A 23,869-nucleotide genomic window follows, 5' to 3' on the forward strand; every position below is an offset into this window, starting at 1 on the left:
CCTACCAGTCGCCGCCACGGAAGGCGGGGAACAGCGGCAGCGTCGACGACGCGTCCGGGAAGCGGGTGTCCAGTGCGGTCACCACGGCGTCGGCCAGCGCGGCCGTGCCGGGCCGGGCCGTCGCCTCCGCGGTGGCACCGAGGCGTCGCCAGTAGTGCCGCAGTGCCGTCGAGATCCGGGGGGACCGGCCGGCGTCGGGGCCGATCGGCCCGTCGCGCTCGGGCACCCGCGGCAGCAGCCGCCAGGTCGACCACCACACCCACAGCACCTGGGCGTCGGCGAGGCGCGACTCCAGCAGCTCCGGGTCGTCCAGCTCGGGCCACACCGGCGCGACCTCGGCCCGCCAGGCGTCGAGCATGGCGTCGGCGACGGCGTCGGGCAGGGCGAAGCTCGACGAGCACCCGGGGAAGGGCACCCGCACGTAGGCCGCGTCGAGGACGACGTCGCGGAAGCAGCCCCACTCGAAGTCGACGAACCGCACCCCGCGGCTGGTGACCAGGTTGTTGTCCGGGCAGGTGTCGGACGGGCTGAACGCGCGGAACCCGGTACCGCCGAGCAGGCGCACCCCGCCCTGGGCCTCCCACGACGCCAGCTCCGGCACCTCGACACCCAGGATCCCGGCCAGCAGCTCCGGCAGGCCGGCCAGCGCGGCGCGGGCCTGGTCGGCGACCGGGTCGCGGCGTGCCTTCTCCCCCAGCCGGCGCAGCAGCGCGCTGAAGTCACCCTCCCGCCCGGCGGTCGCGGCCTGCATCCGGCCCAGGCCACGGGCCCAGCCGAGCAGGCAGGTGCGGGCGGCGTGGGCGTCCGGGCCGAAGAGCTTGTCGGCCAGGGTCAGGCTGCGGCCGAGGTCCTCCAGGACGAGCAGCCGCTGCTCGGGGTCGTGCGCGATGATCACGGGGCTGGGCCGGACGTCGCTGGGCAGCGCGGTGAACAGCTGGCAGGACGCGACCTCGTAGCGGAACGGGTCCGACACCAGGTCCGCGCCGGCCGAGCCGTCCTCGGGAGGCGCGTAGTGCTTCACGACGACGCTGCGCCGGTCGGAGAACGGGTTCTTCGCCATCCGCGCCCGGGCGACGACCGAGCGGCCGCTGCCGCCGAGGTCCTCGGGCTCGTACAGCTCGACCTCCGAGCCGGCCCGCCGCGACAGCAGGCGCGCGGCCCCGGCCACCGCCGCGACCGCGCCCGGAGTCGACTGCGGATCGGTCATCGAAGGCGACCCTACCCTTCGGAGAGCGCGCGGTCCGCGCCCCGACGTCGCGACCCGCGCCGGGCGAACGCCAGCACCGCGGCCGCGGCGCCGATCGCGCCCACCAGGTTGACCCCCAGCTGCAGCGCCGACAGTGCCGCCTCGTTCCAGCGTCCCTCGATCACCGCGACCGAGGCGTAGGCGGCGGCGGGGACGGTCGTCACCGAGATGACCACGCCGACCATCGCCGACGACCGCGCCGAGGTCAGCGAGAGCATCCCGGCCGCCCCGGCGAGCACGGCGACGACCAGCGAGAACGGCCCCACCTCGTAGATGAAGTCCATCTGCTCGAGGCTGTCGAGCCCGGCCGAGGACAACCAACCGAGCAGGTCGAACACCAGGGTCGCGACGGCGGTGACGGCCATCGCCAGCGGGAACCCCACGGCGAGCGCGAGCGCGCCGCGCGAGACCAGGTCGCGACGACCCAGCACCAGTCCGACCGCCATCGCGGCCATCGGGCCGAACTCCGGGCCCAGCACCATCGCCCCGACCACGGTGACCGGCGAATCGGTGACCGCGCCGACGGCGGCGAGCAGGCAGGCGATGGTGAGGAAGGTCAGGAACGTCCCCGACAGCCGCGACTCCTCGCCGGTGCGCTGGATCAGCTCGTCCCAGACGACGGCGTCGGCGCCGTCCCCCGGGGCGGCCTCCTCGGCGGCGTCGGCCCGGTCGGACAGCACCGTGTCGAGCTGTTCGAGGGTGATGCCGCCGTCGTGGTCGACGCCGAGATCGGACAGCCTGCCCAGCAGGTCGTCGGCGCACTCCCGGGCGACGTCGGCCTCGATCAGGTCACCGGCCGGATGCACCGCCACCCCGGGGTGGACCACCAGGTGGGCCACCCCGGGTTCGGCGTCGAGGACGGTGCGGACGTCGGCGGTCCGTCCGGCTGGACAGACCACCCGCAGGTGCAGCACCTACGCGGCCGGGCCGGGCTTCTCCGGGGCGCCGCCGCCGGTCTCCGACGACGGGCCGGGCACGGAACCCCCGGGTGCGGGCGCGGCGGGCTTCGCGTCGACGCCGGCCTCCTTGCGCTGGGCGGCGGTGATCGGAGCGGGTGCCTGGGTCAGCGGGTCGAACCCGCCGCCGGTCTTCGGGAAGGCGATGACCTCGCGGATCGAGTCGACGCCGGCGAGCAGCGCGGTGATCCGGTCCCACCCGAACGCGATCCCGCCGTGCGGCGGCGGACCGTAGGCGAAGGCGTCGAGCAGGAAGCCGAACTTCTCCTGCGCCTCCTCCGCGGACAGCCCCATGACCTCGAAGACCCGCTTCTGCACCTCGGCCGAGTGGATACGGATCGAGCCGCCACCGATCTCGTTGCCGTTGCAGACGATGTCGTAGGCGTAGGCCAGCGCGTTGCCCGGGTCCTTCTCGAAGCTGTCGATCCACTCCGGGGTCGGCGAGGTGAACGCGTGGTGCAGCGCGGTCCACGCACCGCCGCCGACGGCGACGTCGTCGGTGTCGGCGGCCGACTCGAACAGCGGGGCGTCGACGATCCAGACGAACGACCAGGCCGACTCGTCGATCGCGCCGATGCGCCGCGCGATCTCGCCCCGGGCGGCACCGAGCAGTGCGCGGGCCTCGCTCGGCGTGCCCGCGGCGAAGAAGATGCAGTCACCGGGGTTCGCGCCGACGGCCTCGGCCAGCCCGGACCGCTCGGCCTCGGACAGGTTCTTGACGACGGGGCCGCGCTCGTCGACCTGCCCGTCCTCGCCGATCAGCACGTAGGCCAGGCCGCGGGCGCCACGCTGCTTGGCCCACTCCTGCCAGCCGTCGAGCACCTTGCGGGGCTGCGACGCCCCGCCCGGCATGACGACGGCGCCGACGTAGGGGTTCTGGAAGACCCGGAACCCGGTGCCCGCGAAGTACGACGTGAGCTCGGTGAGCTCGATGTCGAACCGCAGGTCGGGCTTGTCCGAGCCGTAGCGGGCCATCGCCTCGGCGTAGGGCATCCGGCGGATCGGGGTGGGCACGTCGTAGCCGACGAGCTTCCACAGCGCGACCAGCACCTTCTCGGCCAGCGCGATGACGTCGTCCTGCTCGACGAAGCTCATCTCGATGTCGAGCTGGGTGAACTCCGGCTGCCGGTCGGCGCGGAAGTCCTCGTCGCGGTAGCAGCGCGCGATCTGGTAGTACCGCTCCAGCCCGCCGACCATCAGCAGCTGCTTGAACAGCTGCGGGCTCTGCGGTAGCGCGTACCAGGAGCCGGGGCGCAGCCGGGCCGGGACGACGAAGTCGCGCGCGCCCTCCGGGGTCGACCGGGTCAGGGTCGGCGTCTCGACCTCGATGAAGTCCTCGGCGGCGAGCACGTCGCGGGCGGCCTTGTTCACGTCGCTGCGCAGCTTCATGGCCGCGGCCGGCCCGGGACGGCGCAGGTCGAGGTAGCGGTGGGAGAGCCGGATCTCCTCGCCGACGCCGGTGTGCTCGTCGATCGGGAACGGCAGCGGCGCGGACTCCGACAGCACGGTCAGCCCGGTGACCGTGACCTCGATGTCGCCGGTCGGCAGGTCGGCGTTCTCGTTGCCCGCGGGCCGGCGGACGACCTCGCCGACGACCTGGATGCAGAACTCGGAGCGCAGCCGGTGCGCCCGCTCGGCCATCTCGCCCTCACGGAACACCACCTGGGCCGATCCGGAGCGGTCCCGCAGGTCGATGAAGATCACGCCACCGTGATCGCGGCGGCGGGCCACCCATCCGGCGAGGGTCACGGTCTGGCCGGCGTTCTCGGCACGCAGGGTGCCGACGGGGTGGGTTCGCATCACGGCGGTCAAGGCTATCGGCACCACCCGGGCCGCCTGCCACCAGGTTTCCGGCACCGCCTCACAGCAGGCTCAGCTGCCCCGCGTCCGGGTCCGGCGGCCGCACCGGCGCGACCGGCTGCCGGGTCCACCCCGGGTCCCGCGGGTTCGGTTCGGGCCGGTCCAGGCCGTGCCGGGCCAGCAGCGGGGAGACCCGTCGGGCCAGGGCTCTGCGGTAGTCCGGTGCGGCGTAGGCCCCGCCGCGGTAGAGCCGCGCGTAGCGCGGCAGCAGCGCGGGGTGGGTCCGCCCCAGCCAGGCCAGGAACCACTCGCGGGTCCCGGGGCGCAGGTGCAGCGCGAGGACCGTGGCCCGGCTCGCCCCGGCGGCGGCGATCTCGCCCAGCAGTGCGTCGAGGGCCTCGGTGGAGTCGGTCAGCCACGGCAGCACCGGGGCCACCATGACCCCGCAAGGCAGGCCGGCGTCGGTGATCCGGCGGACCAGGTCGAGCCGGGCCCGCGGGCTCGGCGTGCCCGGCTCCAGGTGCGACTGCAGCTCCCGGTCCAGCAGCGCGATCGACACCCCGGTGCCGACGCGCACGTCGGCGTTCGCGGCCGCGAGCTGCGGCAGGTCCCGGCCCAGCACGGTGCCCTTGGTCAGGACGGAGAACGGCGTGCCGGAGCGGGCCAGCGCGCCGATCACCCCCGGCATCAGCCGGTAGCGGCCCTCCGCCCGTTGGTAGGGGTCGGTGTTGGTGCCCATCGCGACGTGCTCGCGCCGCCACGACGGCCGGGCCAGCTCCCGCTCCAGCACCCGGGCGACGTTCACCTTGACCACGATCTGGGAGTCGAAGTCCGCGCCGGCGTCCAGGTCCAGGTAGGTGTGGGTGTTGCGGGCGAAGCAGTTGTGGCTGACCACCCCGGCGGCGACGAAGTCACCGGTGCCGGTGGTGATGTCGACCATCGGACGGAGGGTGCCGGTGTCGCGGACCGACACCACCCGCGGCGCTCCCCCGGGCGGCTCCTCGACGCGGGCGCCGCCGACGTCACGCATCCGGGCCACGGCCGGGTCGGTCACCGCGACCAGCCGCAGCTGCTCGGCGACCCCGCCCAGCACCCGCAGCGCCCGCACCCCGGGCCGGGCCGATGGCTCCGAGGCCACCCGGAACCCGAGCCGTCGCAGCGCGTCGACGCAGGCGCGGGCGAGCGTCTCCTCGCCGGGCACGATCCGCAGCACCCCGGCGGAGACCTCACCGCAGGCGTCGACGATCCCGCCGACGAACCCGGCCGACCAGCCACGGGCGGGCCGGTGCGGCCAGGCCGTCGGCGACGGTGCGGGCGCCGCGAGCATCCCGGCGGCCACGGGCACCGGCCGCGCGGTCAGCAGATGGTGGGCGCGGGCGAGTGCCTCCAGCTCGACCCAGCCGGTCGGGAACGGCTCGGCCCGCACCCGCCCGCGCACCGCGTCGGCCCGGACCAGCCCGCAGAGCCAGCCCTCGGCGTACCCGTCGGGCCGGGGCCCGCCCGGGACCGCGGCCGCACCGGGCCCGACCAGTGCCGTCCCCGGTGCCAGGTGCGGCCGGTCCGCCGAGGAACGGCAGCGCCCCGGGCGCACGTGTGCCCAGCCGGTGGTGGTGAGGAAACGGTGTTCGGCGGAGGTGACGAGCACCGTGCCGTCGTCGAGGGTCACCTCCTGCGCCCGGCGCCGGGTCGACCAGCGCGCGAGCACCGGGGTGCGGACGAACCGGCGCCGCCCGCCGCCGTCGGCGAGGGTGCCGACCACCTCGTCGCCCGGGCGCAGCTCCCCGATGGGCCGGGACCGACCGTCGGCGGTGAGCACCGGGGTGTCCGGGACGAGGCAGTAGGTGCAGGCGTGCGAGCAGCCGCGGTAGGGGTTGACCGTCCACCCGAACGGCATCGGCGACGACGACGGCACCCGGTTGAGCACCGAACGCGCCTCGACCTCGTGGAACACCGTGTCCGCGAACCCGGGGGTGCGCACCGAGCGCAGCAACCCCCGCATCCCCGGCAGCGCCGTCGCGTGTCCGACCCCGTCCGCCCCGACCTGCTGTCCGTCCCATCGCACCGCCCCAGTCGAACACAAGTTCGAACGACGGACAACCGGTCGTCGCCGGGCGGTCGCGTCCGGGCGAACGGCACCCCGCAGGCCGAAGATCGTTTGCAAGGATGCGGAGGTGCCCCCGCCCCCGCCCGTCCCGCGCGACCCGTCCGCCCCCGACGGCGGCCGGCCCAGCGCTCCGCGGACGGACGGCGGCCGGCCCAGCGCTCCACGGACGGGGGGACGGCGGCGCGCCGAGGACCGGGCACCGGGCGCCTCCGGCGGGCACCTGTTCCCGGCCGAACCGGCGCGGCACCGGGCCCGGCGGACACCGGGCACCCGGCCACCCGCCCCGCGCCGTCCGTCCCGCGAGGAGAACGGCGCCGGCGCCTCCCCCGCGCCGGCAGGCCGTGCCGCGCCAAACCCCGCCGGCGGCAGCCCCGACGGCAGGGACGGCAGAGACGACGACGGTGCCGAGACCGGTCCGATCCCCCGCGCCGGGCACCCGGGCGGCTGGGGCGACTGTCCCGGCGCGGCGGGGCCCGGCACCACGACCGGCGCGCCGGCACCGCCAGCCGCCGGGCACGACCACGGCGCGGGACTCGGGGAAGGACACCGAGACGGACAAGGAGACGGACACGGAGAGGGACGCAGCGCCGCACACGGCCAGGGACACGAGCAGGGACACGGCCACGGCCACGGCCACGGCGCCGCGTCCCCGGCCGGACGACGGGTGCGGAGGCTGCTCGTCGCGCTGCTCGTGCCGTGCGTGCTCGCGACGCTCGCCGGGGTGGCCCTGCCGTGGCCGGGGGCGACCCCGGTCCCGGAGATCCCGCCCACCAGCAGGTGCACGGCACCGTCACCACGGTGCAGGTCGCGGACTGCTCCCCCGGCGCCGGGGACCGTCGCTGCACCGGGGTGACGGTCGCGCTGTCGGACGGGCCCCGTGCCGGACGGGACCTGGTGCAGCTGGTGCCGAACGAGCCGTCGACACCGCGGTTCGCGGTGGGTGATCCGGTCACGCTGTCGTGGTCGGGCGCGAACCCCGACGACGCGGGCTCCTACCAGCTCGTCGACTTCCAGCGCGGCGCCCCGCTGGGGTGGTTGGCGGCGGCGTTCGCCCTGGCCGTCGTCGTGCTGGGGCGGCTGCGGGGGTTCGCGGCGCTGGTCAGCCTGGCGCTGAGCTTCGTGATCCTGCTGTGGTTCGTCCTGCCGGCGATCCTGTCCGGCGGCTCCCCGCTCGCGGTCGCGGTCACCGGCGCCTGCCTGATCATGTTCGTGGTGCTGTACCTGACCCACGGGTTCACCGCGCGGACGTCGTGCGCGGTGCTCGGCACACTCGCCTCGCTCGCCCTGATCGGGCTGCTCGGCTACCTGTTCACCGTCACCTCCCGGCTCACCGGGCTCGACGACACCACCGCCACCCTGATCGGCACGCTCGGCCCGGGCGTGCCGATCGACCCCCGCGGCCTGGTGCTGGCCGGGCTGGTGATCGGCGCGCTCGGGGCGCTGGACGACGTCACCGTCACCCAGGCGTCCGCGGTGTGGGAGCTGGGCGCGGCGAACCCGGGGATGAGCGTGGGCGAGCTGTTCGCCGCCGGGATGCGGATCGGGCGCGACCACGTCGCGTCCGCGGTGAACACCCTGGTGCTGGCCTACGCCGGGGCGGCGCTGCCGCTGCTGCTGCTGTTCACCGTCGCCGCCGGCGGGGTGACGCAGGTGCTGACCAGCCAGGACGTGGCGACCGAGATCGTGCGGACGCTGGTGGGCAGCATCGGGCTGGTCGCCGCTGTCCCGGTGACGACCGGGCTGGCCGCGCTGGTCGTCGGGCGGCGCTGAGTCTCACCCGGCGGGCTGGAGCACGAAGTCGTAGCGGGCCTCGTACCAGGGGGTGTCGCTGTGCCCGCCGTCCGGCGTGGGGCCGGGCTCGTGGCGGTCGAACGCCACGACGAGCTCGCGCTTCACACCGAACACGACGTCGGAGTCGAGATACTCGGTGCCCTCCCGGAACAGGTGGGTGATGAGCGGTGCGTAGCCGGGCACGGCGAGCAGGAAGTGGATGTGCGCGGGCCGCATCGGGCTGATGTCGGTGCGCGAGATCAGATCGCCGACCGGGCCGTCCATCGGGATGGCGTAGCCGAGCGGGGCGATGGTGCGCAGGCAGTAGCGGCCGTCGGCGTCGGTCGTGTACTTCGCGCGCAGCCGGGCCTCGTCGACGTCGAGCTGGGCCTCGTAGGTGCCGTCGGCGTCGGACTGCCACACGTCGAGCACGGCGCCGGGGACTCCGGTGCCGTCGAGCGAGCGGACGGTGCCGTGCACGAACAGCAGGTCGCCGGGCAGCCCGTCGGACATGTCGGCGCCGAAGTCCTTCTCCGGGGAGCCGTCGATGTGGAACGGGCCCAGCACGGTCGCCGGGGTGGCGGCCGGGTCGAGGCGGTGGTTCTGCTGGACGACGAGCATGGACAGCCCGAGCACGTCGGAGGCGAGGATGAACTCCTCGCGCTTGTCGTCGGAGATCTGCCCGGTGGCGGTCAGCCAGCGCACGGCGGCCATCCACTCGTCCTCGGTGAGGTGGGTCTCGCGGGCGAAGTCGTGCAGGTGGCGCACCAGGGCGGTCATGAGCTCGACGGTGCGCGGGTCGTGCGCGGTGGCCCAGCGCGCGACGGCGGCGTCGGTGATCGTGTCCTCGGTGACGGTGGTGGGCTGCGTCATCGCAGGTCTCCCTCGGGCTGGTACGGGTCGGGGTCGACGGACCGGTTGTGCAGGTCCACGGACAGGAAGATGTCGTTCGCGACGGGGTGGCGCAGCTCCTCCGCGAGCTGACCGATCAGACCGGCGGTCCGGGCGAGCAGCGCGAAGCCGCGCAGCAGCTCCAGCGGCAGCCCGAGGTCGGCCAGTGCCGCGCCGCAGACCCCGGCGCCGTTGAGCGGCAGCGTCCGGCCCAGCACCTGCGGGTGCACCCGGCCGATCGCGGCGAACAGGCGCAGGTGCGGGCCGAGCAGCCCCTCCTGTTCCGCGATGGCGAACAGCCGCGGGGTGCGGGGGTCGCCGTCCTTGTGGACGTGGTGGCCGAGGCCGGGCACGAACCGCTTCGCGGCCCGCTGCGCGGTCACGACGTCGAGCGCGACGGCGTCCCAGCCGTCGTCGTCGGTGGGGCGCTCGGCGGGCAGGTGGTCGTGCAGGAACCGGCCGCAGTCCTCGGTGACGCCGAGGAAGCGCGAGCCGCCCCCGAGCAGGCCGGCGGCGAGCGCGCCCTGCACCGAGTCCGGCGCGGACAGGTGGGTGAGCCGCGTGACGATCGCGGTCGGGGTGAACCCGTGGTCGGCGAGGGCGGCGAGGACGGCCTCGAACACCCGTGTCTCGCCGGGGGTCGGGCGGCGCTGGGTGGCGAGCCAGAACGCGAGCTCACCGAACCCGACGGGGCCCATCACGTCCTCGGCGAGGTCGTGGCCGAGCAGGGTGATGGCGTCCTTCGACGAGGCACCCAGGGCGGTGGGGTAGGTCATGAGTCGAGCCACTTCCGCAGGTCGGCGCCGTGCTCGTCGAGCTGCGGCGGGGGGAGCCGGTAGACGGCAGGGGTGGCGGAGAAGCGGACCGGGTGGCGCGTGGTGGGCACCGCCCGCTCCCCCTCCCCGACGGTGACGACGGGGTCGAGGCCGAACCGCTCCGCCATGGCGAAGCCGCCGTCGATGGTCTGGATGGGGCCCGACGGCACGCCGGCCTCGGTGAGCAGCTCGAACCACTCGACGGCGCCGCGGGTCGCGAGCCGCTCCTCCAGCAGCGGGCGCAGCGCCTCGCGGTACACGGTGCGGTCGGCGTTGCGGGCGAAGCGGGGATCGTCGGCGAGGTCTCCGACCCCGAGCACGACGCAGAGCTTGCGGAACTGGGCGTCGTTGCCGGCGGCGACGATGAGGTCGTCGTCGGCGGTCGGCATCGGCTCGTAGGGGAAGACCGAGGGGTGGGCGTTGCCCATCCGGTACGGCACGGTGTCCCCGGCCACCCAGGCGGAGCTGTGGTTGACCAGCCCGGTGAGCGCCGAGGAGAGCAGGTTGACCTCGACGTGCTGGCCGGTGCCGGTGCGGTCGCGGTGGCGCAGCGCGGCCAGGATCCCGATCGCGGCGTGGTTGCCGGCCATCACGTCGAACACCGAGATGCCCGCCCGGTACGGCGGCCCGTCCGGATCGCCGGTGAGGCTCATGAGCCCGGACATCGCCTGGACCATGAGGTCGTAGCCGGGCACGTGCGCGCCCGCACCGGAACCGAACCCGGAGATCGAGGCGTAGACGACGCCCGGGTTGGTCGCGGCGACGGCGTCGAAGTCCAGCCCGAAGCGGGTCATCCCGCCGGGGCGCAGGTTCTCGATGACGACGTCGGCCCGCCGCGCGAGCTCGCGGGCGGCGGCGAGGTCGGTCTCGTCGCGCAGGTCCAGCGCGATGGAGCGCTTCCCGCGGTTGATGCCCAGGTAGTAGGTGGACTCCCCGTCGCGCTCGGGCGGCATCCACGTCCGGGTGTCGTCGCCGGCCGGACCCTCGACCTTGACGACGTCGGCGCCCATGTCGGCCAGCAGCATCGTCGCGTACGGCCCGGCCAGGATGCGCGAGAAGTCGGCCACGAGGATGCCCTCGAGCGGCCCGCCGGTTCCGGCTTCCGCCATCAGTTCCTCCGAAGTGATCGCTGTGCGGACGCCTGTCCGCCAGACGATCGTGGCCCTGTCCGGGCCGGGAGGTCAAGCCGGGGCGGACACGGTCACGTGCGGGGCGGTGGCGAGCCGGGCGAAGTCGGCGCTGATGTCGCCCGCGGTCTGCAGCAGCAGCGGCAGGTGGTGTTCGAGGAGGGTCTCCAGCGAGGTCTCCGCGGCATGGCAGTTGACGTTGACCCCGGCGATCACCCGGCCCTCGCCGTCGCGCAGGGGGGCGGCGACCGAGCGGATTCCGGGCGCCAGCTGCTCGTCGGTGAGCGCCCAGCCGCGGGCGCGGACCTCGCGCAGCTCGGCGTCGCGCTCGGCCGGGGTGGGGGCGCTGCGCGGGGTCAGCCCGGACCGCGACGGCTCGGCCAGCACACGTTCCAGCTCGTCCGGGGCGAGCGCGGCGAGCTGCACCTTCCCCAGTGAGGTCGACGCCGCCGGGAACCGGGTCCCGATCTGGACCGACAGGGCGACGATCTTGGGCACCGCGACCCGCGCGACGTAGACGATGTCGCTGCCGTCGAGCTGGGCGATCGAGCACGACTCGTGCGTGCGCTCGACCAAGCGCTCCAGGTGCGGACGGGCGACGTCCCACAGCCCGGTGGAGCGGACGTAGGCGACGCCGAGGTCGAGCACCCGCGGCGTGAGGGTGTATCCGCGCTCGCAGGTGCGGACGTAGCCGAGCTCGGCCAGGGTGAGCAGCACCCGGCGCACGGTCGGCCGGGCGAGCCCGGTCACCGCGGCGAGGTCGGCCAGGGTCATCTCCGGCCGGCCGGGCCGGAACGCGGTGATCACCTCCAGGCCGCGGGCGAGCGCCTCGATGAAGTCCGGGCCGGTCCCGTCGCGTGGCATGGGCGTCACGGTAGCGCCTCGCGTCCGCCCTGCGGACACGCCGCGACCGACCGCACGACGACGGCGCCCCGGACGGTGACAGCCCGGACGTTGACAGCACAACCAGCGTGCGCGACAGTGACCGCCGTTCCACGATGTCCGTACAGCGGACGCCTGTCCGGCAGATCGAGGAGTGCGCCGATGAGCGTCGTCTTCCGCAACGCGACCGTCCTGACCGTCGATGCGAGCCGGACGGTCCTGTCCGGCCACGACGTCCTGGTGACCGGCGACCGGATCGCCGCCGTCGGCGTCGGGCTGGCGGTGCCCGAGGGCACCGAGGAGATCGAGGCGGCCGGCGGCATCGTGATGCCCGGCATGATCGACACCCACCGGCACATGTGGCAGACCTCGCTGCGCGGCTACGGCGCCGACTGGACGCTGACCCAGTACTTCGTGTGGAACTACCTGGAGTGGGGGAAGGTCTTCCGTCCGGAGGACATCCACGCGGGCAACCTGCTCGCGGCGCTGGAGGCCCTCGACGCGGGCGTCACCACCACGGTCGACTGGTCGCACGGGCTGCAGACCTCGCAGCACGCCGACGCCGCCGTCGACGCCCTGACCTCCACCGCGGGCCGGTTCGTGCTCGCCTACGGCAACATCCACGACGCCCCCGCGAACTGGACCGCCGACCCCGGGTTCGCGGAGTTCGTGTCACGGCGCATCACCCCCGGCGACGACATGCTGGGCTTCCAGCTGGCCTTCGACGTCACCGGCGACCCGGCGTTCCCCGAGCGTCCCGCGTTCGAGGTGGCGCGCGAGCTCGGCGTCGGCGTCACCACCCACGCCGGGGTATGGGGCGCCACCAACGACGACGGCGTCCGGCTCATGCACGAGCACGGCTTCGCCGGCCCGGACACCGTCTACGTGCACGCCGCGTCGCTGTCCGCGGACTCCTACCACCGGATCGCCGCGACCGGCGGCTCGGTGTCGGTGTCCACCGAGAGCGAGCAGAGCGCCGGTCAGGGCTACCCGCCCACCTGGGCGCTGCGCGAGCACGGCATCCCGGTGTCGCTGTCGATGGACTCGTCGATGTGGTGGAGCGCGGACCTGTTCTCGGCGATGCGCACCACGCTGGGCGCCGACCGGTCCCGCGAGCACCTGGAGGCGCACGGGCGCGGGGACACCGTCACCCACTCGTCGCTGCGGGGTCGTCGAGTGGGCCACCCGCGGCGGGGCCCGCGCGATCGGGCGCGAGTCGGACCTGGGCTCGGTCGAGGTCGGGAAGAAGGCCGACCTGGTGCTGCTGCGCAACGACCACTCACCGGTGTCGTTCCCGGTGCTGCACCCGCACGGCCACGTCGCGTTCCAGGCCCAGCGCGGGGACGTGCACACGGTCCTGGTGGACGGGCGCGTGGTGAAGCGCGACGGGCGTCTCGTCGACGTCGACCTGCCCGCCGCCCGCGCAGCGGTCACCGCGACCGTGGAGCACCTGCGCGCGACGATGGGCGAGCAGGCGTGGCAGGCGGGGATGAACCCGGAGATCCCGGAGACCAAGGTCCTCGACAACCCCTACACCTACACCGACTACCGCAGCGCGGCGACGCACGGCGGCTGAGCGGCGGCGCCCGTTCAGGCGGAGGCGCGGGCGACGAGGTGCGCCTCGCCGTCGCCCTCGCGGTGGGCGAGGACCTCGAGGCCGGCGAACGCCGCGGTGAGCTCCCCCGGCGCCGCCCGGAACGCCCCGCCCGTGTCGCCGACCTCGGACAGGACCGTGACCACCAGCAGCCCGCCCGGGGCGAGCGCCGCGGCCATCGCCGGGTAGAGCGCCGGGTCGCGGAAGCGCTGGCACACGACGAGGTCGTAGCGGTCGTCCTCGGCCGGGAACCCGGCGTCGAGGTCGGCCTCCACCCAGCGCACGCGACCGGGCGGCTGCTCGCGGGTGACGAGCTCGGCCCCCGCGGCGAGCGCGGCCGGCGACACGTCGACGGCGACGACGTCGAGCCCGCGCCCGGCCAGCCACACCGCGACGCTCCCCCGCCCGCAGGCCACGTCCAGCGCCCGGCCGGACGACGGGAGCAGGTCGAGGTGCCCGCGCAGGGCGTCCGGCGGGGCGGGGGTGCCGGTACCGAGGGCGCGGTGCTTCGCGTCCCACCGGTCCCGGTCGGTCCGGGCCACGGCGGGCCTCAGCCCGCCAGGGCGGTCACGACGGCGTCGGTGACCGCGTCCAGCGGGACGTCCTGCTGCTCGCCGGAGACGAGGTCCTTGAGCCCGACGGTGCCGTTCTCCAGGTCCCGGTCCCCCAGGACCAGCGCGAACCGCGCCCCGGACCGGTCGGCGGACTTCATCGCGCCCTTGAGTCCCCGGCCGCCGTAGGCCAGGTCGACCCGCAGGCCCCGGGCCCGCAGCTGCGCGGCGATCACGACCAGGCGGCGCTGCGCGGCGTCGCCGAGGGACACCCCGAACACCTCGACCCGCGCGTCCGACCAGGGCGCGACGCCCTCGGCGCGGCAGGCGAGCAGCGTGCGGTCGACGCCGATGCCGAACCCGACGCCGGACAGCTCCGGTCCGCCGAGGGTCGCCATGAGACCGTCGTAGCGGCCGCCACCGCCGATGCCGGACTGCGCGCCGAGGCCGTCGTGGACGAACTCGAAGGTCGTCTTGGTGTAGTAGTCCAGGCCCCGGACCATGCGCGGGTTCGGCGTGTAGGCGACGCCGAGGTCGTCGAGGTGGGCCAGCACGCGGGCGTGGTGGTCGGCGGCGGCGTCGGACAGGTGGTCCATCAGCAGCGGCGCGGCGGCCATCGCGGCGCGGATCTCGGGGCGCTTGTCGTCGAGCACCCGCAGCGGGTTGATCTCCGCCCGGGCCCGGGTCGCCTCGTCGAGGTCGAGCCCGGCGAGGAACTCCTGCAGCAGCGCGCGGTAGGCGGGGCGGCACTCGGCGTCGCCGAGGGAGGTGATCTCCAGGCGGTAGCCGGTCAGGCCGAGGGCCTTGAACCCCTCGTCGGCGATCGCGATGACCTCGGCGTCCAGGCCTGCGTCGTCCACCCCGATCGCCTCGACGCCGACCTGCTGGAGCTGCCGGTAGCGGCCGGCCTGGGGGCGCTCGTAGCGGAAGAAGGGCCCGGTGTAGCGCAGCTTGACCGGCAGTCCCTGCTTGTCGAGGTTGTGCTCGATCACCGAGCGGACGACGCCCGCGGTGCCCTCGGGGCGCAGCGTCACCGAGCGGTCGCCGCGGTCGGCGAAGGTGTACATCTCCTTGGAGACGACGTCGGTGGACTCCCCCACCCCGCGGGCGTAGAGGCCGGTGTCCTCGAACACGGGCAGCTCGATGTGGCCGTACCCGGCGCGCTCGGCGGCGGCGGCGAGGGTGTCCCGCACGTGCACGAACCCGGCCGAGGACGGCGGGAGGTACTCGGGGATGCCCTTCGGCGCGGCGAACGGCTCGGGCCTGCGGGCCCGGCTCACCTGCGGCTCGGTGGCGGTCACGGTGGTTGCACGTCCTCTCCGGGGATCAGATCGGTCCTCCCAGCCTAGAACCGGTGTCTCTCAGCTTTCTCCCCAGGTCGCCCCGATACCCTCACCGCGCGTACGGATGATCAAGTCAGGGAGTTGGCGGGACGTGGCGACGAACGAGCAGCGCCGGGAGGCGGCCAAGCGCAAGCTGGAGGCGCAGCAGGCCCGCCGGGCCGAGCGCGAGCAGAAGCGCAAGCGGAACACGACGATCGCGGCCGTGGTGACCGTGCTGGTCGTCGTGCTGGCCGCGGTCGGGATCTACGCGCTGACCTCGGCCTGGGGCGGCCCCGACGACGCCACCCCGCCCGCCGCCGCCCCGCCCGCCGGTGACGGCCCGGACACCTCCGGGCTGCCGACCGTCCCCCTGCCGAAGCGCCCGACGGCCCTGCCGGCCTCGGTCGACTGCACCTACCCCCGGGCTCCCGAGCCCGCCGCGAAGCCGGTGAACCCGCCGGCCGCCGGCGCCACCCCGGCACAGGGGACGGTGACCGCGGACCTGCAGACCAGCGCCGGCCCGATCGACCTGACGCTGGACCGTGCCCTCGCGCCGTGCACGGTCAAGAGCTTCGCGAGCCTCGCGCAGCAGGGCTACTTCGACGGGACCTCCTGCCACCGGCTCACCACCAGCCCCGGCCTGCAGGTGCTGCAGTGCGGCGACCCGTCCGGCTCCGGCCGCGGCGGCCCCGGCTACTCCTTCGCCGACGAGGTGTTCCCCGGCCTCACCTACGGCCGCGGCCTGCTGGCGATGGCCAACGCCGGGCCGAACACCAACGGCAGCCAGTTCTTCATGATCTACGGCGACGCCCAGCTGCCCCCGAACTACACCGTGTTCGGCTCGATCGGCACCGCGGGGCTCGCGACCCTGGACAAGGTCGCCAAGGGCGGCGAGTCCGTCGGCTCCGGCGACGGCCTGCCGAGCATCCCGGTCGAGATCCAGCGCACCACCCTCGGCTGACCGGCGCCCCGGTCCACCCCCGCGTGGGGTGGGCCGGGGTCAGGCAGCGCTGGTGACGCGGTAGACGTCGTAGACGCCCTCGATGTTGCGCACCGCGTGCAGCAGGTGCCCGAGGTGCTTCGGGTCCCCCATCTCGAAGGAGAACCGGGAGATCGCGACCCGGTCGCGCGACGTGGTCGTCGTCGCCGAGAGGATGTTGACCTTCTCGTCGGCCAGGACCTTCGTGACGTCGGACAGCAGCCGGTGCCGGTCGAGCGCCTCGACCTGGATGGCGACCAGGAACACCGACTCCGGCGACACCGACCAGGTCACGTCGACCAGGCGCTCCTCGCGGGCGGTGAGGTCGCCGGCGTTGGTGCAGTCGGTGCGGTGCACGCTGATCCCGCCGCCGCGGGTGACGAACCCGAGGATCTCGTCGCCGGGCACCGGGGTGCAGCAGCGGGCGAGCTTGACGTAGAGGTCACCGAGGGACTGGCCGTCGGCGCCGGTGACGACGACACCCGCGTTGCCCGACGGGCGGCGGTGGCGGACCGTCGACGGCGTCGCCCGCTCGGCGAGCTCCTCCTCGGCCTCCTCCTCGCCGCCGAACCAGGCCACGAGGCGCTGCACGACGTGCTGGGCGCTGGCCTGGTGCTCGCCGACGGCGGCGTAGAGCGCGGAGACGTCGGAGTAGTGCATCTCCCGGGCGAGCGCGGACATCGCGTCGGCGGAGATGAGCCGCTGCAGCGGCATCCCGGTGCGGCGTGCCTCCCGGGTGATCGCCTCCTTGCCCTCCTCGACGGCCTCCTCGCGACGTTCCTTCGCGAACCACTGCTTGATCTTGGCCTTGGCCCGCGGGGACTTCGCGATCTGCAGCCAGTCCCGGCTCGGGCCGGCGTCCTCGGCCTTCGAGGTGAAGATCTCGACGACGTCGCCGGAGGACAGCTGGCGCTCCAGCGCGACGAGCTTGCCGTTGACCCGGGACCCGATGCAGCGGTGCCCGACCTCGGTGTGCACGGCGTAGGCCAGGTCGATCGGGGTGGAGCCGGTCGGCAGGGTGACGACGTCGCCCTTCGGGGTGAAGACGAAGATCTCCCGCGCGGCGAGGTCGAAGCGCAGCGAGTCGAGGAACTCGCCGGGGTCGGCGGCCTCGCGCTGCCAGTCGAGCAGCTGGCGCATCCACGCCATCTCCTCGACCTCGACCTCCTTGTTGCCGCCGCCCTTGACCTCCTTGTACCGCCAGTGCGCGGCGATGCCGTACTCGGCGGTGCGGTGCATGGCGTGGGTGCGGATCTGCACCTCGAGGGGCTTGCCGTCCGGTCCGATCACCGTGGTGTGCAGCGACTGGTAGACCCCGAACCGGGGCTGGGCGATGTAGTCCTTGAACCGGCCGGGCATCGGCTGCCACAGCGCGTGCACCATGCCGATCGCGGCGTAGCAGTCGCGGACCTCGTCGACGAGCACGCGCACGCCCACGAGGTCGTGGATGTCGTCGAAGTCGCGGCCCTTGACGATCATCTTGCGGTAGATCGAGTAGTAGTGCTTCGGCCGGCCCTCGACCTTCGCCGGGTTCCGCGCGGAGTCCAGCTGGGCGGACACCTCGTCGATGACCTGGCGCAGGTAGGTGTCGCGCGAGGGCGCCCGGTCGGCGACCAGCCGCACGATCTCCTGGTACTTCTTCGGCTGCAGGATCGCGAAGGACAGGTCTTCCAGCTCCAGCTTCACCGTGGCCATGCCGAGCCGGTGCGCGAGCGGGGCGAACACCTCGAGGGTCTCGTTCGCCTTCTTGACCTGCTTCTCCGGGCGCAGGAAGCGCATCGTGCGCATGTTGTGCAGCCGGTCGGACAGCTTGATGACCAGCACCCGCGGGTCCCGCGCCATCGCGACGACCATCTTGCGGATCGTCTCGGCCTCGGCGGCGGTGCCGAACTCGACCTTGTCGAGCTTGGTGACCCCGTCGACGAGGTGCGCGACCTCGTCGCCGAAGTCGGCGCGCAGCCGTTCCAGGGAGTAGTCGGTGTCCTCGACGGTGTCGTGCAGCAGCGCCGCGACCAGCGTCGTGGTGTCCATGCCCAGCTCGGCCAGGATCGTGGCGACGGCGAGCGGGTGGGTGATGTAGGGGTCCCCGGACTTGCGGGTCTGCCCGTCGTGCTTGTCCTCGGCGACGTCGTAGGCGCGCTGCAGCAGCACCAGGTCGGCCTTGGGGTGCAGCGACCGGTGGACCGCGGCGAGCGGCTCCAGCACCGGGGTCACGATGGCGACGCGCTGCGGGGTCATCCGCCGGGCGATCCGGGCGCGGACCCGGCGGGTCGCGGACGGGCGTGGCGGCTCGTCGTCGGCAGGCGACAGCGGCCGCGTGGCCGGGTGGGTGCTCGTCCGGTCGACCTCGGTCACCGCACCTCCTGCTCGTGCTCGGGTGGCGGGGAGGTCCCCGCCACCCGAGGATAGTCCGCCTTCGGGCCCGCGTCGTCGTCAGGCGTTCAGCAGGGCGTCGATCCGCAGGTCACCGAGCTTCGCCCGGCCGTTCAGCGCGGTCAGTTCCAGCAGCGTGCCGAACCCGACGACCTCGGCCCCGACGTCGGTGAGCAGCGCGCAGGCCGCGGTGGCGGTGCCGCCGGTGGCGAGCACGTCGTCGACGACGTAGACCCGGGACCCCGGCTCGACGACGCCGGCCGGCAGCTCCAGGGTGGCGCTGCCGTACTCCAGGTCGTAGCTGCGCGACGCGGCGACCGCGGGCAGCTTGCCCGCCTTGCGGACCGGTACGGTCCCGACCCCGGCGACGAGCGCGACGGCGGCGCCGAGCAGGAACCCGCGCGCCTCCACCCCGACGACGAGGTCCGCCTGGCCGGCGCCCGCGGCCAGCTCGGTGGCGACGGTCGCGAAGGACTCCCCGTCCGCCAGCACCGGGGTGATGTCCCGGAACAGCACGCCGGGCTGCGGGTAGTCGGGAACCGAGCGGACCAGCTCGGCGACCCGGAGCAGGTCCTCTGCGGAGTCGCCGCTGATCCCGGGCCCGACCCGGATGCCGTCGACCTGTGCCCCGCTCACCCGCGACGCCGTCCGGTCTTGCCGGTCGGGCGGGCGCCGGGCCGCGGGGCGGCGGGTGCGGAGGAGCTCACGGCGGCGAGGGTATCGGTGGCCGGGCCGCCGTCGACGTCGGAGTCGGTCCCGGTGTCGGGCCCGGAGTCCGTCCCGCCGCGGCCGGCCGCGCGGGCACGCCGGGCCTCGACCCGGGCGGCCTGGTCCCGGACCCGCTTGTCGCGCAGCTTGATGTCCACCAGCACGGGGGTGGCCAGCAGCAACGAGGAGACGACACCGGAGATCATGCCGACCAGCTGGACCAGGGCCAGGTCGGCCAGGGTGCCGACGCCGAGCAGCCCGACACCGATCACGAGCAGGCCGAGCACCGGCAGGATCGCGATCAGCGAGGTGTTCATCGACCGCATGAGCGTCTGGTTCAGCGCCAGGTTCGCGGCCTCGGCGTAGGTGCGCCGGGTCAGCTTGAGCAGTCCGCGGGAGTTCTCCCGGACCTTGTCGAACACCACGACGGTGTCGTAGAGGGAGAACCCGAGGATGGTGAGCAGCCCGATCACCGTGGCCGGGGTGACCTCCAGACCGATGATCGAGTACACGCCCGCGGTGACGACGATGTCGTTGATCAGGGCCACCAGCGCGGCGGCCGCCATCGCCCGCTCGAAGTAGAACGCCAGGAACAGCGTGACCAGCACGATGAACACGGCGAGCGCGATCAGCGCCTGCGTGGTGACCTCGCCGCCCCAGGTGCCCGAGACCTGCGAGTCGCTGATCGAGGCGGCGCTGGGGGTGCCGTCCGCGCCGAGCGGCTGCAGCTGGGTGAACAGCGCCTCGCGCAGCGGCACGAGCTGCTCGGAGGTCAGCGGCTCGGACTGCAGCACGATCGACGCGGCGTCGCCGGACCCGACGGACTGGGTGACCTCGGGCGCGGAGCCGATCACGCTCTCGTAGACCCGGTCGACCTGCTGGGTGCTGATCGCGCCGTTCGCCCCGGTGGCGGGCATCTGGATCTGGGAGCCGCCGATGAAGTCGATCCCGAGGTTGAAGCCCCGGAAGACCAGCGACAGCAGGCAGATCGCGATGAGCACGCCGAACCCGATGTACCAGGTCTTCCGGCGGCCGATGATGTCGACGTTCGCGGTGCCGGTGGTGAGCCGGGTCCAGCCCGACATCGACTCGGGGTTCGTCATGCGCCCGCTCCCTTCCCGGTGGTGGCCGCGCGCCTGCCGACGGCCGGCTTCTCACGGCGGTGCCGCTGCCCGATCCGGTCGACGGCCGCGAGCCCGGACAGCCCGGGCCTGCCCAGCGACTTCGACCGGGAGATGAGCACGACCAGCGGGAACGTCACGAGGAACACGACGACGAGGTCGAGGACCGTGGACATGCCCAGGGTGAACGCGAAGCCGCGGACCTCGCCGACGGCAAGGATGTAGAGCACCGCGGCGGCGAGGAAGCTGACGGCGTCGGCGGTGAGGATCGTGCGCCGCGCCCGCTCCCAGGACCGCGGGACGGCCGAGCGGAACGTGCGGCCCTCCCGCATCTCGTCCTTGAGCCGTTCGAAGAAGATGACGAACGAGTCGGCGGTGATGCCGATGGCGATGATGAACCCGCCGACCCCGGCGAGGTCGAGGGTGAACCCGATCCAGCGCCCGAGCAGGATCAGCACCGCGTAGACGACCAGGCCGGACAGGGCCAGCGACAGGATCGTCAGGATGCCGAGCAGCCGGTAGTAGAACAGGCAGTAGGCGAACACCAGGGCCAGTCCGACGGCGCCGGCGAGCAGCCCGGCCTCCAGCGAGGCGAGCCCCAGGGTGGCCGAGACGGTCTGGGCGTTGCCGGAATCGAACGACAGCGGCAGCGAGCCGTAGCGCAGCACCTGGGCGAGCTGCTGGGCCCGCTCCTGGTTGAACTGCCCGGAGATCTGGGTCTGCCCGTAGATCGGCTGGTTGATCGTGGGGGCCGAGACGACGTCGCCGTCGAGCACGAACGCCACGTTCTTGCCGACGTTGTTCGTCGTGTACTGCCCCCAGGTGTCGGCGCCCTGCGGCTTGAAGGTCAGCGAGACCACCCAGCCTGCGCCCTGCGGGTTCTGCTGGGCCTGGGCCGAGGCGATCTCGGTGCCCTCCAGGAAGGAGGGGCCGAGCAGGTACTTGTTCTGCTTGTCCTCGCTGCACGCGACCAGCGGCTTCGTCGGGTCGTCGTAGCCCTGCAGCGGGTCGGGGGCGTTGCAGTCCAGGGTCAGCAGCGCCTGCAGCTGGGTGGCCTGGTCGGTGCTCTGCCGGGTCTCACGGAGCTTCGTGACCTCGGCGGCGACCCGCGGGTCGTCCGGGGCGAGCCCGCCAGGGCCCGGAGCGGGGGACGGCGCGGGCGTCGGCGGCGGGTCCTGCAGGGGCGAGACCTGCGCGACCGGGGCGACGGGGTGGCTCTGCTCGCCCATCCCCTGCGGCTGCGCAGGGGCAGGGCTCGCAGGGGCCGGGCTCGCCGGGGCCTGACCGGTCTGCGCGCCCTGGCCCGGTGCGGGCTGCCCGCCGGCGGCCTGGTTCGCCGGGACCGGGCCCTGCAGCACCTCGCGGAAACGCAGCTGCGCGGTCTGCCCCAGGGAGCGGGCCTGCTCGCCGGCATCACCGGGGACGGTGATGACGATGTTGCTGCCGTCCAGCTGGACCTCGGCGCCGCTGACACCGAGCCCGTTGACGCGCTGCTCGATGATGTCCTGCGCCTGGACCAGCTGGTCACGCGGCGGTGGCTGCCCGTCGGTGGTGCGCGCGGTGAGCGTGACGCGGGTGCCGCCCTGCAGGTCGATGCCCAGCTTCGGCGTGAGGTTGCCGCCCCCGGTGAGGAACACCAGTGCGTACAGCACCACGACGATGCCTGCGAAGGCCGTCAGTAAGCGCCAGGGGCGCACGTGCTGCTGCCCCGACGACGTTGCCACGTGATCGTTCTCCTGATCCGACTCGTGCGGCGGCCGCGGCCGGCCTCACGGTCGGTCGCCGTCCCATCGGGCCGGTGCGGCAGAGCCGCGGCCGGGCCCGGTACGGACGCCGAGGCCGCCGGAACGGGCCGTCCGGCCCGTTCCCGACGTGCTCAGTGGATGGTCGGCTTGTTCTCCGACGCGTCCTTGTCGGCCGGCTCGGCGACGGTCTCCTCCGTCGCCTCCTCGGTCGTGACCTTCTCCCGGATCGCCGCACGCAGCCAGGTGGTGACCACGCCCTCGGCGATCTCGAGGTCGATCGTGTCCTCGTACGAGGCGTCGACGATGGTGCCCCGCAGCCCGGACGTGGTGACGACGACGTCGCCGTCCTCCAGCGCCTGCTGCATCGCCTGCGTCTCCGCCATCTGCCTGCGCTGCTTGCGGCCGTTGAGGAACAGCGGCACGAACAGCAGCAGGATGATGAGGAACGGCAGCAGGGAGAAGATGCTCGAGCCGCCACCGGCCTGCTGGGCGAGAATTGATGTCATCGTGCGGGGTCTCCGTCTCGTCTCGTAATCGTGAGTGTGCCAGCCGGGACCGACACCGACGGCCTGCCCCCTCCCGGTGGCGGACCGCTCGTCGCAGTGCGGCGGGCCGAACGGCGTCGTCCGGGAGCTGTCGACTGTCCGACCTGCCCCGGAACGAGTCGCACGCCCGGATCGTTCCGACGTCCCGGTCCGGGTCGCCGGTCGGGGCACGCGGTGTCCGGAGGGCTCCGCGCGGTGTGCGGGCACCAGGGTGCCCGTCGTCCCGGCCGGGCGCTGCCCGATCCGTTCGGTCCGTCCGGATCCTCCCATGTCCGACCGGCCGCGCGTTCCGGCGCCCCGGCGGCGCGCCGGGTCAGAACAGCGGGTCGATCCGGTGCCCGGCGGGCGCGTCCGCGGGCGGGGTCAGCCCGAGGTGGGTCCAGGCCAGCGGGGTCGCGACCCGCCCGCGCGGGGTGCGGGCGATCATCCCGGCCCGCACCAGGTAGGGCTCGCAGACCTCCTCGACGGTCCCGGGCTCCTCCCCCACCGCGACGGCGAGGGTCGACACCCCGACCGGGCCGCCGTGGAAGGAGCGGACCAGCGCGCCGAGCACGGCGCGGTCGAGGCGGTCGAGGCCGAGCTCGTCGACGTCGTAGACGGCCAGCGCGTCGCGGGCGACCTCCCGGGTGACCACCCCGTCCGCGCGGACCTCGGCGTAGTCGCGGACCCGGCGCAGCAGCCGGTTCGCCACCCGGGGGGTGCCGCGGCAGCGACCGGCGATCTCGGCCCCGCCGTCGGGGCGCAGGTCGATGCCGAGGATCCCGGCGGCACGGCGGAGCACGAGCTCCAGCTCGGGGACGTCGTAGAACTCCATCTGCCCGGTGAACCCGAACCGGTCGCGCAGCGGACCGGTCAGCGACCCGGCCCGCGTCGTGGCGCCGACCAGGGTGAACGGCGCGACCTCCAGCGGGATCGAGGTGGCACCCGGGCCCTTGCCGACGACGACGTCGACCCGGAAGTCCTCCATCGCGAGGTAGAGCATCTCCTCGGCGGGCCGGGCGGTGCGGTGGATCTCGTCGATGAACAGCACGTCGCCGGGCACGAGGTTGGACAGCATCGCGGCGAGGTCCCCGGCCCGCTCCAGCGCCGGGCCGGAGGTCAGCCGGATCGCGGCCCCCATCTCCTGGGCGATGATCATGGCGAGGCTGGTCTTGCCGAGCCCGGGCGGGCCGGACAGCAGGATGTGGTCCGGCGGGTCGCCACGGCGACGGGCGCCCTCCAGCACCAGCTGCAGCTGCTCGCGGACCCGGGGCTGGCCGACGAACTCGGCCAGCGAGCGGGGCCGCAGCGACGCCTCGACGTCGGTGTCCCCCGGCTGGACCCCGGCGTCCACGGCGCGC

18 protein-coding genes and 1 pseudogene are annotated in these 23,869 nt (G+C 74.1%); 3 read left to right on the plus strand and 16 right to left on the minus strand.

Annotation, left to right across the window (positions count from 1 at the left end; translation table 11 throughout):
- Position 1 precedes the first annotated feature (1 nt).
- Genes KPL59_RS28595 through KPL59_RS28610 form a run of 4 tightly spaced genes read right to left on the minus strand, consistent with a single transcriptional unit; the run spans position 2 to position 6,064 of the window.
- A complete protein-coding gene (locus KPL59_RS28595) occupies positions 2 to 1,207 on the minus strand; it encodes a hypothetical protein (protein ID WP_226362613.1) in 1,206 nt (401 codons plus the stop codon).
- 11 nt (positions 1,208 to 1,218) lie between these two features.
- Complete coding sequence (locus KPL59_RS28600) at positions 1,219 to 2,160, minus strand: DUF389 domain-containing protein (protein WP_226362614.1); 942 nt, start codon at positions 2,158 to 2,160, stop codon at positions 1,219 to 1,221.
- The gene (aspS, locus tag KPL59_RS28605; protein WP_226362615.1) at positions 2,161 to 4,005 is read right to left on the minus strand and encodes an aspartate--tRNA ligase; all 1,845 of its coding nucleotides are present in this window, start codon (positions 4,003 to 4,005) and stop codon (positions 2,161 to 2,163) included. It abuts the gene before it with no gap.
- A 58-nt stretch (positions 4,006 to 4,063) separates the two neighbouring features.
- Positions 4,064 to 6,064, minus strand: coding sequence for an intein-containing Rv2578c family radical SAM protein (locus KPL59_RS28610; RefSeq protein WP_226362616.1), 2,001 nt, complete (start codon positions 6,062 to 6,064; stop codon positions 4,064 to 4,066).
- A gap of 774 nt (positions 6,065 to 6,838) precedes the next feature.
- Here KPL59_RS28610 and KPL59_RS28615 point away from each other — a divergent pair.
- The gene (locus tag KPL59_RS28615; RefSeq protein WP_226362617.1) at positions 6,839 to 7,876 is read left to right on the plus strand and encodes a YibE/F family protein; all 1,038 of its coding nucleotides are present in this window, start codon (positions 6,839 to 6,841) and stop codon (positions 7,874 to 7,876) included.
- Between the two features lie 3 nt (positions 7,877 to 7,879).
- Here KPL59_RS28615 and KPL59_RS28620 read toward each other — a convergent pair whose 3' ends face one another.
- From KPL59_RS28620 to KPL59_RS28635, 4 genes are all read right to left on the minus strand, one after another.
- Positions 7,880 to 8,749 (minus strand): dioxygenase, encoded by an 870-nt coding sequence (locus tag KPL59_RS28620; RefSeq protein WP_226362618.1) that lies wholly within the window; start codon positions 8,747 to 8,749, stop codon positions 7,880 to 7,882.
- On the minus strand, positions 8,746 to 9,543 hold the full coding sequence (locus KPL59_RS28625) for a citryl-CoA lyase (protein WP_226362619.1): 798 nt from the start codon (positions 9,541 to 9,543) through the stop codon (positions 8,746 to 8,748). Before KPL59_RS28625 ends, KPL59_RS28620 begins: the two co-directional genes overlap by 4 nt.
- Positions 9,540 to 10,691, minus strand: a complete 1,152-nt coding sequence (locus KPL59_RS28630) for a CaiB/BaiF CoA-transferase family protein (RefSeq protein WP_226353411.1) — start codon at positions 10,689 to 10,691, stop codon at positions 9,540 to 9,542. Before KPL59_RS28630 ends, KPL59_RS28625 begins: the two co-directional genes overlap by 4 nt.
- A 72-nt stretch (positions 10,692 to 10,763) precedes the next feature.
- Positions 10,764 to 11,573 carry an IclR family transcriptional regulator C-terminal domain-containing protein gene (locus tag KPL59_RS28635; RefSeq protein ID WP_226353410.1) on the minus strand — a complete coding sequence of 270 codons (810 nt, stop codon included), beginning with the start codon at positions 11,571 to 11,573 and terminating at the stop codon, positions 10,764 to 10,766.
- 180 nt (positions 11,574 to 11,753) lie between these two features.
- On the opposite strand from KPL59_RS28635, the pseudogene KPL59_RS28640 reads away from it, so the two are divergent.
- A pseudogene (locus KPL59_RS28640) lies at positions 11,754 to 13,167 on the plus strand (amidohydrolase family protein).
- Positions 13,168 to 13,181: 14 nt separating this feature from the next.
- On the opposite strand, the gene KPL59_RS28645 reads toward KPL59_RS28640, so the two are convergent.
- The gene (locus KPL59_RS28645) at positions 13,182 to 13,727 is read right to left on the minus strand and encodes a bifunctional 2-polyprenyl-6-hydroxyphenol methylase/3-demethylubiquinol 3-O-methyltransferase UbiG (protein ID WP_226353408.1); all 546 of its coding nucleotides are present in this window, start codon (positions 13,725 to 13,727) and stop codon (positions 13,182 to 13,184) included.
- 8 nt (positions 13,728 to 13,735) lie between these two features.
- Positions 13,736 to 15,037: a histidine--tRNA ligase gene (hisS, locus tag KPL59_RS28650; RefSeq protein ID WP_226362620.1), complete on the minus strand. Its 1,302-nt coding sequence runs from the start codon at positions 15,035 to 15,037 to the stop codon at positions 13,736 to 13,738.
- A 133-nt stretch (positions 15,038 to 15,170) separates the two neighbouring features.
- Between hisS and KPL59_RS28655 the strand changes: the two genes are divergently transcribed.
- Positions 15,171 to 16,019, plus strand: coding sequence for a peptidylprolyl isomerase (locus KPL59_RS28655; RefSeq protein ID WP_226362621.1), 849 nt, complete (start codon positions 15,171 to 15,173; stop codon positions 16,017 to 16,019).
- 39 nt (positions 16,020 to 16,058) lie between these two features.
- Here KPL59_RS28655 and KPL59_RS28660 read toward each other — a convergent pair whose 3' ends face one another.
- The 6 genes from KPL59_RS28660 to ruvB form a co-directional block, all read right to left on the minus strand.
- Complete coding sequence (locus tag KPL59_RS28660) at positions 16,059 to 18,347, minus strand: bifunctional (p)ppGpp synthetase/guanosine-3',5'-bis(diphosphate) 3'-pyrophosphohydrolase (protein ID WP_226362856.1); 2,289 nt, start codon at positions 18,345 to 18,347, stop codon at positions 16,059 to 16,061.
- A 123-nt stretch (positions 18,348 to 18,470) separates the two neighbouring features.
- On the minus strand, positions 18,471 to 19,004 hold the full coding sequence (locus KPL59_RS28665; RefSeq protein ID WP_226353419.1) for an adenine phosphoribosyltransferase: 534 nt from the start codon (positions 19,002 to 19,004) through the stop codon (positions 18,471 to 18,473).
- A gap of 38 nt (positions 19,005 to 19,042) precedes the next feature.
- Positions 19,043 to 20,221 carry a protein translocase subunit SecF gene (gene secF / locus KPL59_RS28670; protein WP_226362622.1) on the minus strand — a complete coding sequence of 393 codons (1,179 nt, stop codon included), beginning with the start codon at positions 20,219 to 20,221 and terminating at the stop codon, positions 19,043 to 19,045.
- Positions 20,218 to 21,963 (minus strand): protein translocase subunit SecD, encoded by a 1,746-nt coding sequence (gene secD / locus KPL59_RS28675; protein ID WP_226362623.1) that lies wholly within the window; start codon positions 21,961 to 21,963, stop codon positions 20,218 to 20,220. Before secD ends, secF begins: the two co-directional genes overlap by 4 nt.
- Positions 21,964 to 22,115: 152 nt before the next feature.
- On the minus strand, positions 22,116 to 22,490 hold the full coding sequence (yajC, locus tag KPL59_RS28680) for a preprotein translocase subunit YajC (RefSeq protein WP_226362624.1): 375 nt from the start codon (positions 22,488 to 22,490) through the stop codon (positions 22,116 to 22,118).
- A gap of 352 nt (positions 22,491 to 22,842) precedes the next feature.
- Positions 22,843 to 23,862: a Holliday junction branch migration DNA helicase RuvB gene (ruvB, locus tag KPL59_RS28685; protein WP_170917155.1), complete on the minus strand. Its 1,020-nt coding sequence runs from the start codon at positions 23,860 to 23,862 to the stop codon at positions 22,843 to 22,845.
- Between the last annotated feature and the right edge of the window lie 7 nt (positions 23,863 to 23,869).

This window comes from Pseudonocardia sp. ICBG1142 (assembly GCF_020496255.1).
In the GTDB taxonomy this organism is placed as follows: domain Bacteria; phylum Actinomycetota; class Actinomycetes; order Mycobacteriales; family Pseudonocardiaceae; genus Pseudonocardia.

Bases quoted from the DNA above. Each gene is read 5' to 3' on its own strand.
- KPL59_RS28595 (WP_226362613.1), bottom strand. From the start codon at position 1,207: ATGACCGATCCGCAGTCGACTCCGGGCGCGGTCGCGGCGGTGGCCGGG.
- KPL59_RS28620 (WP_226362618.1), bottom strand. From the start codon at position 8,749: ATGACGCAGCCCACCACCGTCACCGAGGACACGATCACCGACGCCGCC.
- KPL59_RS28625 (WP_226362619.1), bottom strand. From the start codon at position 9,543: ATGACCTACCCCACCGCCCTGGGTGCCTCGTCGAAGGACGCCATCACC.
- KPL59_RS28630 (WP_226353411.1), bottom strand. From the start codon at position 10,691: ATGGCGGAAGCCGGAACCGGCGGGCCGCTCGAGGGCATCCTCGTGGCC.
- KPL59_RS28635 (WP_226353410.1), bottom strand. From the start codon at position 11,573: ATGCCACGCGACGGGACCGGCCCGGACTTCATCGAGGCGCTCGCCCGC.
- secF (WP_226362622.1), bottom strand. From the start codon at position 20,221: ATGACGAACCCCGAGTCGATGTCGGGCTGGACCCGGCTCACCACCGGC.
- yajC (WP_226362624.1), bottom strand. From the start codon at position 22,490: ATGACATCAATTCTCGCCCAGCAGGCCGGTGGCGGCTCGAGCATCTTC.